This is a genomic window from Sulfitobacter sp. SH24 (genome assembly GCF_965641895.1).
Classification (GTDB): Bacteria; Pseudomonadota; Alphaproteobacteria; order Rhodobacterales; family Rhodobacteraceae; genus Sulfitobacter; species Sulfitobacter dubius.
Genome location: NZ_OZ282575.1, coordinates 1822534 through 1834993 on the forward strand (window position 1 = coordinate 1822534; position 12460 = coordinate 1834993).

The window sequence follows — 12460 nt, forward strand, 5'->3', positions numbered from 1 at the left end:
CTCATCAGAAGCGGCAGGCGCAATCGGTCACAAGGGAGAACGACATGACTGACGCTTCACTGGGCACGCCGGCGCAACTGCGCGACCCGAATTATACCCCCGCGCTGTCCAAGGCGATACCCTTGGGCATCCAGCACGTGCTGGCAATGTTCGTCTCCAACGTAACGCCAGCCATCATCGTGGCGGGGGCTGCGGGGTTCGGGTTTGGCTCCGACGCCGGGGCGCAGGGTTTTCCAGACATGACCTATCTGATCCAGATGTCGATGCTGTTTGCAGGCATCGCCACGCTGTTTCAGACCATCGGCTTCGGGCCCGTAGGCGCGCGCCTGCCGATTGTGCAGGGCACGAGTTTTGCCTTTCTGCCGATCATGATCCCGCTCGTCGCGGGCAAAGGGGTCGAGGCGTTGCCAGCGCTCTTTGGCGGCGTTCTGGTTGGCGGGCTTTTTCATATGGTCTTAGGCACCTTCATCGGACGCATCCGCTTTGCCTTGCCCCCGCTCGTGACCGGGTTGGTGGTGACGATGATCGGCCTCGCGCTGGTCAAAGTGGGCATCCAATATGCCGCTGGCGGCGTCCCCGCCATTGATCAACCCGAGTACGGCAGCCTGCTCAATTGGTCGGCGGCTTTGGTGGTAATTGTCGCCACGCTGGGGTTGAAGTTCTTCACCCGTGGGATGCTGTCGGTTTCAGCCGTCGTGATCGGTATCGCGCTCGGCTATATCTATGCGCTGGCGGTGGGCATGATCACCTTTGAGGGCATCGTCACCAGTTGGGATCGTGCCGCCACGGTGGCGCTGCCAATACCCTTTGCATATGGGTTCGAGTTCAGCTTTGCCGCCGTTGTTGGTTTCTGCCTCATGGCATTTGTCTCGGCTGTCGAAACCGTCGGAGATGTTTCTGGCATCACCAAAGGCGGCGCAGGGCGTGAGGCGACCGACGCCGAGATTACCGGTGCCACCTATGCCGACGGTCTGGGCAGCGCGATTGCCGGGGTTTTCGGCGGCTTTCCCAATACCTCGTTCAGCCAGAATGTCGGGCTGATCGCCATGACCGGCGTGATGAGCCGCCATGTGGTGACCATCGGCGCGCTATTTCTGATCCTCTGCGGCTTGGTCCCCAAGGTCGGCGCAGTGATCCGCACCATCCCTATCGAGGTACTGGGCGGCGGGGTGATCGTGATGTTCGGCATGGTCGTCGCTGCCGGTGTTTCGATGCTGTCGGACGTGAACTGGAACCGACGCAATATGGTTATTTTCGCTATTTCCCTGTCGATCGGTCTTGGGCTGCAACTGGACCCCAAGGCAGTGCAATATCTGCCCGATACACTGCGGGTGTTGATGACAAGCGGGCTGCTGCCAGCGGCGTTGATTGCCATCGTGCTGAACCTTCTGCTGCCAGAACAACTGTCGGATGACGCAACTGAAGAGGTTTCAGGCGGGCTCTCGGGCCACGGCAAAGGGTCACTGGAAAAACGAGGCTGATTCATCCGAAAGGGCGCCGATTGGGCGCCCTTTTATACTTCCGACGTCCTCTCGGCCATCCAGCCCCGAACCAAGGGCTGCCCTCCCAAGGCAGGCTCAGCGCAGCTTCATATGGCGGTTCACATCTTTATACAGCAGATACCGGAACGGCCCCGGCCCGCCTGCATAGCAAGCCTGCGGGCAGAAGGCGCGCAGCCACATGAAATCACCCGCTTCAACCTCGACCCAATCTTGGTTAAGCCGGTAAACCGCCTTACCCTCCAACACATAAAGACCATGTTCCATCACATGGGTTTCACAGAACGGGATCACCCCGCCGGGTTGCAGTGTGACGATGGTCACATGCATGTCATGACGCAGGTCATTGGGGTCAACAAAACGCGTGGTCGCCCAAACCCCATTGGTGTCAGGCATCACATTTGGCGCGATGTCCTGCTCATTCAGAACCAACGGATCGGGATGCTCCAGCCCTTCGACCGCCTCATAGGCTTTGCGGATCCAGTGAAACCGCGTGACCGTGTCGCTGTCGTTTTTAAGCGCCCACGTCGCGCCGGCAGGAATATAGGCATAGCTGCCTTCGCGCATCGCATGGCTTTCCCCTTCGATGGTTAGGGTGAAACCACCCTCGACCACGAACAGTACACCTTGCGCCTCTTTATCCAGTTCAGGCCTTTCCGAGCCGCCACCGGGCTGCACTTCCATGATGTATTGCGAGAATGTCTCGGCAAAGCCGCTTAAGGGGCGGGCGATCACCCATAGCCGCGTACGTTCCCAGAACGGTAGGAAAGAAGTCACGATATCGCGCATCGTGCCGCGCGGCAAAACGGCATAGGCCTCGGTAAAAACGGCGCGGTCCGACAACAAGGTCCTTTGATCTGGATGGCCGCCGGTGGGCGCGAAATAGCTGGGGGGGGTCATTTTCTCTCTCCGTCGGGGGTATCCTTAGAATTGCCGCTCCCCGCGCGAAGGCCAAGGTCTTTATCGCTGAAGGATTATCTGGCTAAATTTGATAGTCTTCGGAAACGGTTTTATCCCAATCGGGGCAAATTTCCCGCTCTTGCCTCCGAAGGCCCCAAAGAACGCCCTATTGGCTCTTTAGCCCTTAAATTACTTGAACATATCCGGCAAATGGCCGCTAAGGAAACAGATTTGCTTCATAAAACCGCCTCTCAGGATGAAAGCGGCCATCGCAAACTGTTTGAGATCCTGTGTCATGCGGAACGCGCGGCACAGACCAGCGCGCGGCTTGCCCAAAGCGCCAATCAGCCATTGGATAAACCCACGGCGCAGCGGCTTCGGCAGGAAGCGATACGCTCTCTTCATCAAAATCATACTCCCAACGCAGACCGTCCGAAATTATGGGACGGCCTGCTCAAACTGCTACAGGGTGATCAGAAGAATGCGGCAGCTTCCAACTCGACTGTAATCACGCCGATGATCGCACCGTTCGACGGTTCGGTGATAGGCATCGACACGCGGCTTTGATGGGCTTTGGTACTATCGTCGAAGGCGACTTGTTCAACCAAAAACGCCCCAGACGGCGGCGAAAACTGATTGCTGATCTTTGGCTGACCACCTTTAAAATAGACGGATGCCGTTCCACTGCTGACCACGGTTAGCCCGTAGGCATTCAGCACCGTAACGCCTGCAATCTGACCTGCCGAACTGGCGACCTGCTGCTCAAGAAATGACTCAACTGGTTTGGCGATCGATACCTGTGTCAGCGAGGGTTGAGCGGAGTTCGCCATCGCTGCCCCTCTCGCTGCAACGGGTGCTGCGACTGCTAGACTATTCATCTGTAGGTGGCGCAGGTTTTGCTCTGCAATCGCATCCACAATGCGGGCATCATTCACCCACGTCAGCAAATCCCGATCAATATAGTCGTTCAGGGCCCAAGGCACCTCTGACGCGGCGACCCTGAGCCCAGAACATAGAACGAAGATAAGCGATACAATTGGCAGATGTCTTAGCATCAAGGAGCCCTCAAAATATAGGCGGCCCAAGGACCGCGGGAGGACTGCACCCTAGATGCAGATTGGTTTACGTTACGTGAACGACAGTGCTTGCTTAGACCTCTTCGCCCTTAAACCCCGTCGCGACAACGAACTTTTCCGAAGAATCCGCGCGGCTGGCTGGCGGTTTGATATTCGCGACCTTGGTAAAGCGGCGCTTCAACAGTTTTTGCAACTCACCCTCCGCGCCACCGGCCAGAACCTTCGCGACAAAAGTGCCGCCATCTTCCAACACGTCAAAGGCGAAATAGGCAGCCGCTTCGCAGAGCGCGATGATCCGCAAGTGGTCGGTCTGCTTATGCCCCGAGGCCGAAGCGGCCATGTCGGACATTACGACATCGGCCTTCCCGCCAAGCCATTCCTTAACCTTTAGATCTGCGTCATCTTCCATAAAATCAAGCTGATGGAGTTCGCAGCCTGCGATTGGCTCCATCTCTTGCAGGTCGACGCCTAGAATAGTGCCCACCTGTTTGCCCGATCTCTCGCCCAGCACATTGCAGCGTTTGACGGCCACCTGACACCAACCGCCCGGTGCCGCGCCCAGATCGACGATCCGCGCACCTGGTACGAGGAACCGATATTTATCATCCAATTCCATGATCTTATAGGCCGCACGCCCGCGATAGCCTTCGGCCTGCGCGCGTTTGACGTAAGGATCGTTCAATTGCCGCTGCAACCAGCGGGTTGAGCTAAGCTTGCGCCCGCGTGCGGATTTCACCTTAACCTTCAGCTCACGCTGTCCGCGCCCTGATGTGTTCTTTCCGTCCGGTGTCTTGGCCATCAAAAGACCCCTTCTTCTAATACGCCATCGGCGCTCATCTGTGCATATAGCAGGCCTTCGCGCAGACCGCGATCCGCAACTGACAGCCTGTCGGTCGGCCAGCAGCGCATCAAGGCCTGTAAGATCGCAGCGCCCGACATAATTAACGCCGCCCGGTCTTGCCCGATCCGGGGATCTGCGCGTCGTCCGCCCGGCCCCATGGCAATATAGGAGTGGATCACCTTGTCGATCTGCGCGCTGCTCATGCTAAGCCCGTCGACCTTGGTCCGGTCATAGCGTTTCAGGTTCAGGTGGCTCGCCGCGACGGTGGTCACGGTGCCCGAGGTGCCGACGATCTGGAACCGCTTTTGCGACTGGATCGTCTGGTAGGGCGTGAAATCGGTGAGGTTTTCCTCAAAAAACCAGCTCATCAGAGCAAAGCGCGCGGCGTCATCCTCTACGTCTGAGAATTGGTCGCGCAGGGTCGCCACGCCCAAGGGCACGCTGATCCAATCCACCACCCGCGCCGACGGCACATCGGATTTAGCCTGATTGAACCCACCCTGCAGGCGCATGATCGAACGCGCGCGATCAGCCCGCGGCACTTTGGAGATGTCGATCCAGACCAGTTCGGTTGAGCCGCCACCGATATCGACAACCAGCAGATTTTCCGTCTTGCGACTGACCAGCGGCGCGCAGGAGATCACAGCAAGCTGGGCTTCTTCCTCGGGCCGGATAATGTCGAGCTTGAGGCCGGTTTCGCGCTGGATACGGCGCATGAACTCCGCGCCGTTATGTGCGCGGCGGCAAGCTTCTGTCGCCACAAGACGCATGTTCTGCACCTTGTTACGCCGCAGTTTCTGCTGGCAAATACGCAATGCCTGAATGGTGCGCGCCATCGATCCGCGCGACAACCGCCCGGTTTTTTCTAAACCGGCACCCAATTGGACCGATTTTGAGAAACTGTCCACCACATGGAAACCGCTGCCACGAGGCTGGGCGATCAACATGCGGCAGCTATTTGTACCCAGATCTAGGGCCGCATATAGCTCATTAGATCTGGGCGGAACTGGCGCGGGGCTCAGAGCCGGAATGTCCTTATCGAGCGCACCCGCACCTTTGGGACGCTGTGGCGCCATGGTTACGCGCCTTTCATATCGAGTTATCCCCACGGTATTCTCTGCGCAGTGCCGGTGCAAGAGGTCGCGGCGGCTTGGGCCATTTTCCGCGGCGTATTCTTTGGCCCCGGCTCACAATCATCTTGAGAATAATGGGGGCGCAGAGCCCTCGTGATGGCCCGCCCGATGCGCTATCACCACCCCAAGTCGCGGATGGGTCGTGTTTCGTCGAAAAACGGCCCTGTCCTGACCGCGACGCTCGTTAGACAGGCTTAAACCGGACCGGAGGAATCGTCCCATGCCCGCAGTCACCATCGTTTACTGGCGCGATATTCCCGCTCAGGTGATCGTCGGCAAAGGCCGCCGTGGGTCGAAACGCCCCCTGCCCGAACGCTTTGAACAGGCGATCGACCGCGCGGCTATGAAGATTGGCGCCGAGGATATCGACGCTTATCTGGCGGAATGGCGCAAGGCGGAACCCTTTGAGGTTGAGGGCGATCCCGATGCCATCGCCGACGCCGAAGCCGCCCGGATCGACGCGGAATACGACCGCGACCGGATCAAGCAACTGATTAACAACGACGGCTGGGCATAGCCTGCCAGCCCTATGATCAAGGACACGCTCATGGCACTTTTGAACTTCCGCAAGAAAGAAACGGCCGCCCCGCAGGCGCCGGTGGCCGAAGTCGAGGCGCTGTTGAAAGATTATTCAATCGAGGTGATGCCCCGCACCGCCGAGAAGGTCGAGGATTTTCGCGCCCTGCTGCCAGAGGGCACCCGTGTCTATATCGCCCATATCGACGGCACCCCGATCGAGGATATGGTCACCACCGCCGCGCGGCTAAACGCCGACGGCTTCAAGGTCATGCCGCATTTCCCCGCCCGCATCATCAAGGACCGCGCCACGCTGGCCGACTGGATCGCCCGCTATCAGGGCGAAGCCGATGTGCGCCAAGCGCTGCTGCTCGCAGGCGGTGTCACCGCGCCCGTGGGCGACTTTACCGACAGCATGCAGCTGTTGGAGACGGGGCTTTTCGACGAGGCCGGTTTCACCCGGTTGCATGTCGCCGGCCACCCCGAGGGCAATCGCGACATCGACGCCGACGGAGGCCGCCTAAACGTCGATGCGGCGCTGAAATGGAAGAACGATTTCCAGACCCGCACCGATGCAGAAATGGCCATCGCCACGCAGTTCGCCTTTGAAGCGCAGCCGATCATCGAATGGGCCGACAGCCTCAAGGCCGCAGGCATCACCCTGCCCATTCACATCGGCATCGCGGGCCCTGCGAAACTGCAAACCCTTATTAAATTCGCCATCGCCTGCGGCGTCGGCCCCTCGCTCAAGGTGCTGCAAAAGCGGGCGATGGATGTCACCAAGCTGCTGTTGCCCTATGAGCCCGCAGATGTGATCAGCGACTTGGCCGCCTACAAGGCAGCACACCCGGACTTCAACATCACCCATGTGCATCTTTTCCCGCTGGGCGGGATCAAAACGAGCGCCACATGGGTCCAAGAGAATGGCGGCGCCTCTGGGGTGCCCGCCGACGCAGCCTAAAGGAAGTTACATGACCAGAACCGTCATCGAATCCAAGACCAAGACCGCCGTCATCGGCTTTGACGAGCCGTTTTGCGTGATCGGAGAGCGGATCAACCCCACGGGCCGCAAGATCCTTAGCCAAGAGCTGGAGCAAGGCGATTTTTCGCGGGTCGAGGCGGATGCCATCGCGCAGGTCGCCGCAGGTGCCACGGTGCTGGATGTGAACTCGGGCGCGGTCTTCTCCAACAAAATGGCCGAAGACCCCCGCTATGCCGACAACAACTTTGTCGAGCCGATGCTGATGCCGGAACTGATCAAAGTGGTGCAAAACGCCGTTGATGCGCCGATTTGTATCGACAGTTCGGTTCCCGGCGCGCTGGAAGCGGGCCTTGAGGCCTGCGAGGGCCGCCCGCTGCTGAACTCCGTCACTGGCGAGGAAGAGCGGCTTGAACTCGTGCTGCCGCTGGTCAAGAAATACAATGTGCCGGTGGTGGCGATCTCAAACGATGACACCGGCATTTCTGAAGACCCGGATGTGCGTTTCGCCGTGGCGAAAAAGATCGTCGAACGTGCCGCCGATTTCGGCATTCCCGCCCATGACATCGTCGTCGATCCGCTGGTCATGCCGATTGGCGCCATGGCAACGGCAGGCCATCAGGTTTTTACCCTTGTGCGCCGCCTGCGTGAGGAGCTGGGCGTGAACACAACCTGCGGTGCGTCGAACATTTCTTTTGGTCTGCCCAACCGCCACGGGATCAACAACGCCTTCCTGCCGATGGCCATGGGCGCGGGCATGACCAGCGCGATCATGAACCCGGTGGCCGTGCCGCTCAACGCCGTCAAGATTGCCGAAAAACGCGCCGAGATGGCCGCCGCCGGTATCATCTTGCCCGAAGAGATGGACGATGAAACGTTCCTCACCCTCTTTAACCTCGGCTCGACCAAGCCACGCCCGGGCAAAGAAATGGAGGCTATCCGCGCCGCCAATTTCCTTTTTGACCGAGATCCGCACGGCAGCGCGTGGATCGAGTTCAACAAGGTAGCCCCCAAAGCAGGACAAGAAGGCCGGGGCCGCGCGGGCCGCACTGGAGGGCGTCGCCGTCGGTAAGGGAACCGCGCCCTAATGCACGTCAAAAATTGCCCCGCCAGCACCGCTGCGCGGGGTTTTTTTTACGATTTTGCGATAGCATTTCCCGACTTACGGGAATCTCGACCCCAATTCGGCCTTATTTTAAGACACTGTTCTTCTTAGGTAATCTCTGTCATTTACCGTCGATGTGGATCACCCGAATCCCGACCAAACACCGAGCCTGATGAAAGACAGCGGCATGACCGATGAAGAAGAGCGTATTGCAAGCAAACAGCAAAACGCCCGCGGCACGCCTCCGAATACCATGCCTCTGCCTTCAGCGCCGCTTGATGATCCGCCGAACGAGAGCTCAAAAGACGCTGAACGCACGCGCAGGCGGACGGCCATTCGACTTGAAACGCTGACGGGTCAACTGCCAAAAAGCGACAACCTAGCCTCTGGCTGGTGGATCGGCGTCGGCTTGATCTTTGCCATCGCCTTTTGGGGTTGGGTATTCTCTAAAGTTTGGAGCTATTTCGCCGGGACAAGTTAATGCCCCGAAAGCAGCTAGCCAATAGGGGTCTCTGCGACAAGCGCGCGGATTGCCGCCATAACTTCTTTGACATGAGGCATATCACGCGCAGCACTATGAGGCTGCCCGAAACCACCCATATCATTATCAAGATACGCGCCAGATGCATCGGCAAACTCGTCTAACAGGGCCGCGCGGCAGAGAATGTCCGCCCCGATGCTCAGGTCATTTCCAGCCACGCCAAACCCCTCCTTTACCATTTTCGATGCCAGCAGGGATCCCGGGTTCACAGCAATGAATACCGGGCCATCTTGATGCAAGCGGGCCATTTCCTGCGTCCAGATGGTGATCGCAAGTTTGCTTTGCGCATAGGCTGCCATATCTTCCAATGCCCCGTCCCCCCGCAGCGCAGCCACATCTATCGAAGCCTGCGCCGCCGAAGAGAGGTTTACCACCCTGCCCTCCTTCGGAAGCATTGGCAGCAACCGTTGTACCAGCAGATAGGGCGCCAATGTGTTCACCACAAAACGTGCGTCCAACCCTGCTTCGGTCCGCGGGTTCGGAAGTTTGAATACACCGGCGTTATTGATCACCACATCGATTTGGGCATGATCGTCGCGAAGCGCTTTAGCCAAACCTTCGACCTCCTCCAACCGAGACAGATCAGCACGGTAAGTCTTTGGGCTGCTCCCAACCTCCCCCGCAGCGCTGGCCAATTTCTCGGCGCTGCGACCATGAAGCAAGACAGTATGCCCCTGCTCGGCCAACTGCTTTGCGGTCAACAGGCCGATACCGTCGGTGGCGCCGGTGATGAGGATAGTCTTGGTCATGGGTCTCTCCTTACTGGAATATCTGCGCTGCTAAGTTTGAAGGGAGAATGTGGTGAGGATGACATCTCTATCACCAGCCGCCCAAAACCTGCTTGCCAATCACACGCCCGCTTTCCTGACGCAGATGTGCGGCGCGAAGGTTCTCTACTGTGATCGTCCCGGCGTGTTCGGTGACGGTGGACTGCAACGTACCCGCATCGATCATCTGCGATACACGGTTCAACAGATCGCGCTGCGCGGTCATATCAGCGGTCTGGAACATCGCCCTGCTGAACATAAACTCCCAATGAATGCTCAGCGCTTTGGGCTTTGCAGTCTTAATGTCTAACACATCGGGGTCATCAATCAGCGCGATCTGACCGCGCGGCGCGATGAGGTCAACAATAGCGGGCCAATGCATGTCAGTCGCGGTCAGTGCTGCCACATAGGTCGGCGTGAGTTCCAGCTCCGCCAGCTGCGCCACCAAATCGCCTCGGTGATCTACCACATGGTCTGCACCCATTTTTCGCACCCACTCTTGGGTCTCAGGCCGCGAGGCCGTGGCCACAACGGTCAATCCAGTCAGGGCCTTGGCGAGTTGGATGAGGATCGAGCCCACACCGCCGGCCCCGCCGATCACCAAGATCGATTGCCCCTTCCCAGTACCTTCGGTCAGGCGGAAGGCGCCGAACAACATTTCCCAAGCAGTGATTGCAGTGAGAGGCACACCAGCGGCTTGGACAAAATCGAGCGTCTCTGGCTTATGTCCCACGATCCGTTCATCAACAGCATGGAACGCTGCATTGGTGCCCGCACGGGTCACATCGCCCGCGTAAAAGACTTCATCGCCAACTTCAAAATCTGTGACTTCGCTGCCCACTTCGACCACGACCCCGGCCGCGTCAAAGCCCAAGACTTTCGCCCCCCCTTCCGGCGCAGCGAGTGCGCGCAGCTTTACGTCTACCGGATTGACTGAAATACCCTTTACCTCAACCAAAAGGTCACGCGACCCGAATGCGGGGCGATCGATCTCGAGTTCTTCCAAAACCTCTGCCGCGCCTGTAATGTTGTAGCCAATGGCCTTCATCTTTTTCGTCCTAGTGCATGATTTTCCTTGATGCGCACTAGGTATACGATTGCAGAGATATATAAATGCACCTAAATCGGGATTAAGTTTATAGGAGCCGCATATAATCGTGACTGGGTTATTGGCGGTTAACTTGGCATCCATTACGTTCCATTTTTTCAGAAATGCATCTCACGAACGCCTGATGGTGATCTGATCCCCCCGCAATCACAAAGCGCGGTACACTATGGAGGGGTAATTGATCCCATCTTTCCTAAGGGACGCCGACATGAAGCATTTCCATAAACTGTGTTGCCCCAGAACCTCCCGTTTTCAGCTTTCATGACAACCATCACGACGCGCCTTGTTTAACAGTCGAATGCGAGCCTTGCGTTCTAAATGCCCATTTCGAAAACGTCTCGTCTGAGATGACGCGAAGGAGCCCTGCAATTGCAGCTGTCGCAACAACCGCGAAAACGACCCGCCCCCCAAGCACAGCACCAAGGTCCGCGCCGATGGCGACCACAATCAGGGTATCCTCGATGACGCTATGTGCAAAACCCATGAACACACATGAGATGAAAATCTGACGCGGCGAGACCACGCCTGACCGTGCTTCCCGAATAAGGAGACCTCCACCATAGGAGATCCCCAGAAAGAGGCCGACCGCCGTCAAATGTCCTGCCTCGCCGCGTATCCCGGCCAACTGCAAAAGAGGCGCGAGCGCTTTCATAACGAGCTTTAGAATGCCCGTGACCCTGAGAATCTCAAGGCCCCAAGTTAGCGCGAGGAGGATGAAGAACATGGCAACCATCGCCTCAAGAAGGCCAATGAAAAACCCGGTCCAATCGGGCGCCGCGTTCATCGGAATCCACGCAGGGTTCACCGGGTCAGAAAGCCACCCCGTGACAACCAGAAAATTGTGCAGCAAGAAGGCATAAAGCAGCCCGCCAAAGATGCGCAGAGCCGTGGTTGTAAGCATTCGTGGCCCCGCCTGCTCAATGATTTTCTGCTCGATCGGCAAAGCGTGCGCAAAAAGAAGCAGAGCCGAGAAAACCGTCACGTCTGCCACGCTCAAACTGTCCATCGGGACAAGAACAAAGAGCAGAGGGACAGCCCCCCAAATGCCGACCAACATCCCGCTCAGCCATGCCAAGCCAAGCTCGGGCGGCAGCCCGACTAGGCTCATCACTGGCGCGAATGCAGGGGCGATCGCCTCAATCACCCCCATGCGGGACAGCAGCTCCGTGATGAGTGTGATCGGAACCATGACCCGTAGCAGCACCCAGTATATTTTCAGTGCTTCCAGAGTCTTAACGTAGGCGGCGCGGAGGATTGGCATCGAAGAAGTCCTATAACATTATCCCGGCCCTTCTACTGCGTCCCCTACCGCCTGTGTGGTCAAATATTGCATTATTGTGCAATTTTATTGCAAACTTGGGCTAAGCAAGAGGTGGACGCATGGATCAACTCGACAGAAAGATTTTGAACCTTTTGCAGCGTGATGCTTCACGGTCGAACGTAAGCGTGGCAGAAAAGGTCGGATTATCTCCCTCTAGCTGTCTCCGGCGGGTCCGACGGCTGCACAAGAACGGGATCATCGACCGCACTGTCGCGATTCTGAACCCCGCGAAAACGGGACGAGGCCTGAAGGCGCTGGTCACTGTCGAACTCAAACTTCATGGCGAGCAGCACATGCGCCGCTTTCTGGACCTCGCAGTGACCGAGGACGCCGTATCTCAAGCCTATGCTGCCACTGGCGAAACCGAAGTCGTTTTGATGCTAAACCTGACTGACATGGAAGAATTTGACGCGCTTTGCGATAGGTTATTCCGCGATCAGACCAATGTTGCCAGATTTTTCACGATGATGGTGATCCGCACTGCGAAAGAAGAAACAGCCGTTCGGATTTGACTGGGCTTCCGATTGATTGACGCCTCCCCACATCATTCACCAAAATCGATCAATCCCACTCAAACATACAGTTTTTATAATATCAGCGGAAAACCTAAAGATACCCCCGAATTAATCGCGAGGGGATTTCAGATGACATATTTCGGCATCCAGGAAGGTGGC

General features: G+C 57.7%; 14 protein-coding genes. 6 read left to right on the top strand and 8 right to left on the bottom strand.

Annotation, left to right across the window (positions count from 1 at the left end; genetic code table 11):
* Positions 1-44: 44 nt before the first annotated feature.
* Positions 45-1481: a nucleobase:cation symporter-2 family protein gene (locus tag ACSQ16_RS11595; protein WP_243263065.1), complete on the top strand. Its 1437-nt coding sequence runs from the start codon at positions 45-47 to the stop codon at positions 1479-1481.
* 96 nt (positions 1482-1577) lie between these two features.
* Here the strand turns inward: ACSQ16_RS11595 and ACSQ16_RS11600 are convergent, their stop codons facing one another.
* The 5 genes from ACSQ16_RS11600 to ACSQ16_RS11620 form a co-directional block, all read right to left on the bottom strand.
* Positions 1578-2399, bottom strand: coding sequence for a bifunctional allantoicase/(S)-ureidoglycine aminohydrolase (locus ACSQ16_RS11600; RefSeq protein WP_243263064.1), 822 nt, complete (start codon positions 2397-2399; stop codon positions 1578-1580).
* 189 nt (positions 2400-2588) lie between these two features.
* Entirely contained in the window at positions 2589-2804 is a 216-nt protein-coding gene (locus tag ACSQ16_RS11605; RefSeq protein ID WP_243263063.1) for a hypothetical protein, read from the bottom strand.
* Positions 2805-2872: 68 nt separating this feature from the next.
* A complete protein-coding gene (locus tag ACSQ16_RS11610) occupies positions 2873-3454 on the bottom strand; it encodes a hypothetical protein (RefSeq protein ID WP_243263062.1) in 582 nt (193 codons plus the stop codon).
* Positions 3455-3548: 94 nt separating this feature from the next.
* Complete coding sequence (locus ACSQ16_RS11615) at positions 3549-4274, bottom strand: RlmE family RNA methyltransferase (RefSeq protein WP_243263061.1); 726 nt, start codon at positions 4272-4274, stop codon at positions 3549-3551.
* Positions 4274-5392 carry a Ppx/GppA phosphatase family protein gene (locus ACSQ16_RS11620; protein ID WP_093926289.1) on the bottom strand — a complete coding sequence of 373 codons (1119 nt, stop codon included), beginning with the start codon at positions 5390-5392 and terminating at the stop codon, positions 4274-4276. Before ACSQ16_RS11620 ends, ACSQ16_RS11615 begins: the two co-directional genes overlap by 1 nt.
* A gap of 277 nt (positions 5393-5669) precedes the next feature.
* On the opposite strand from ACSQ16_RS11620, the gene ACSQ16_RS11625 reads away from it, so the two are divergent.
* From ACSQ16_RS11625 to ACSQ16_RS11640, 4 genes are all read left to right on the top strand, one after another.
* The gene (locus tag ACSQ16_RS11625) at positions 5670-5966 is read left to right on the top strand and encodes a virulence factor (protein WP_243263060.1); all 297 of its coding nucleotides are present in this window, start codon (positions 5670-5672) and stop codon (positions 5964-5966) included.
* 30 nt (positions 5967-5996) lie between these two features.
* Positions 5997-6926 (top strand): methylenetetrahydrofolate reductase, encoded by a 930-nt coding sequence (locus tag ACSQ16_RS11630; protein ID WP_243263059.1) that lies wholly within the window; start codon positions 5997-5999, stop codon positions 6924-6926.
* A gap of 10 nt (positions 6927-6936) precedes the next feature.
* Entirely contained in the window at positions 6937-8016 is a 1080-nt protein-coding gene (locus ACSQ16_RS11635; RefSeq protein ID WP_093926292.1) for a methyltetrahydrofolate cobalamin methyltransferase, read from the top strand.
* Positions 8017-8236: 220 nt separating this feature from the next.
* Positions 8237-8530, top strand: a complete 294-nt coding sequence (locus ACSQ16_RS11640) for a hypothetical protein (protein ID WP_243263058.1) — start codon at positions 8237-8239, stop codon at positions 8528-8530.
* A gap of 14 nt (positions 8531-8544) precedes the next feature.
* On the opposite strand, the gene ACSQ16_RS11645 is transcribed toward ACSQ16_RS11640, so the two are convergent.
* From ACSQ16_RS11645 to ACSQ16_RS11655, 3 genes are all read right to left on the bottom strand, one after another.
* Entirely contained in the window at positions 8545-9339 is a 795-nt protein-coding gene (locus tag ACSQ16_RS11645; protein ID WP_243263057.1) for an SDR family NAD(P)-dependent oxidoreductase, read from the bottom strand.
* A 70-nt stretch (positions 9340-9409) separates the two neighbouring features.
* Positions 9410-10405 carry a zinc-binding alcohol dehydrogenase family protein gene (locus tag ACSQ16_RS11650; RefSeq protein WP_243263056.1) on the bottom strand — a complete coding sequence of 332 codons (996 nt, stop codon included), beginning with the start codon at positions 10403-10405 and terminating at the stop codon, positions 9410-9412.
* A gap of 331 nt (positions 10406-10736) precedes the next feature.
* Positions 10737-11726 carry a nucleoside recognition domain-containing protein gene (locus ACSQ16_RS11655; protein WP_243263055.1) on the bottom strand — a complete coding sequence of 330 codons (990 nt, stop codon included), beginning with the start codon at positions 11724-11726 and terminating at the stop codon, positions 10737-10739.
* Positions 11727-11845: 119 nt separating this feature from the next.
* Here ACSQ16_RS11655 and ACSQ16_RS11660 point away from each other — a divergent pair, with 119 nt between their 5' ends.
* Complete coding sequence (locus ACSQ16_RS11660) at positions 11846-12298, top strand: Lrp/AsnC family transcriptional regulator (protein WP_243263054.1); 453 nt, start codon at positions 11846-11848, stop codon at positions 12296-12298.
* Positions 12299-12460 lie beyond the last annotated feature (162 nt).

Excerpts from the sequence above, each read along its gene's own strand:
- ACSQ16_RS11595 (WP_243263065.1), top strand. The coding sequence starts at position 45 with ATGACTGACGCTTCACTGGGCACGCCGGCGCAACTGCGCGACCCGAAT.
- ACSQ16_RS11600 (WP_243263064.1), bottom strand. The coding sequence starts at position 2,399 with ATGACCCCCCCCAGCTATTTCGCGCCCACCGGCGGCCATCCAGATCAA.
- ACSQ16_RS11605 (WP_243263063.1), bottom strand. The coding sequence starts at position 2,804 with ATGAAGAGAGCGTATCGCTTCCTGCCGAAGCCGCTGCGCCGTGGGTTT.
- ACSQ16_RS11610 (WP_243263062.1), bottom strand. The coding sequence starts at position 3,454 with ATGCTAAGACATCTGCCAATTGTATCGCTTATCTTCGTTCTATGTTCT.
- ACSQ16_RS11615 (WP_243263061.1), bottom strand. The coding sequence starts at position 4,274 with ATGGCCAAGACACCGGACGGAAAGAACACATCAGGGCGCGGACAGCGT.
- ACSQ16_RS11620 (WP_093926289.1), bottom strand. The coding sequence starts at position 5,392 with ATGGCGCCACAGCGTCCCAAAGGTGCGGGTGCGCTCGATAAGGACATT.
- ACSQ16_RS11625 (WP_243263060.1), top strand. The coding sequence starts at position 5,670 with ATGCCCGCAGTCACCATCGTTTACTGGCGCGATATTCCCGCTCAGGTG.
- ACSQ16_RS11630 (WP_243263059.1), top strand. The coding sequence starts at position 5,997 with ATGGCACTTTTGAACTTCCGCAAGAAAGAAACGGCCGCCCCGCAGGCG.
- ACSQ16_RS11635 (WP_093926292.1), top strand. The coding sequence starts at position 6,937 with ATGACCAGAACCGTCATCGAATCCAAGACCAAGACCGCCGTCATCGGC.
- ACSQ16_RS11640 (WP_243263058.1), top strand. The coding sequence starts at position 8,237 with ATGACCGATGAAGAAGAGCGTATTGCAAGCAAACAGCAAAACGCCCGC.
- ACSQ16_RS11645 (WP_243263057.1), bottom strand. The coding sequence starts at position 9,339 with ATGACCAAGACTATCCTCATCACCGGCGCCACCGACGGTATCGGCCTG.
- ACSQ16_RS11650 (WP_243263056.1), bottom strand. The coding sequence starts at position 10,405 with ATGAAGGCCATTGGCTACAACATTACAGGCGCGGCAGAGGTTTTGGAA.
- ACSQ16_RS11655 (WP_243263055.1), bottom strand. The coding sequence starts at position 11,726 with ATGCCAATCCTCCGCGCCGCCTACGTTAAGACTCTGGAAGCACTGAAA.
- ACSQ16_RS11660 (WP_243263054.1), top strand. The coding sequence starts at position 11,846 with ATGGATCAACTCGACAGAAAGATTTTGAACCTTTTGCAGCGTGATGCT.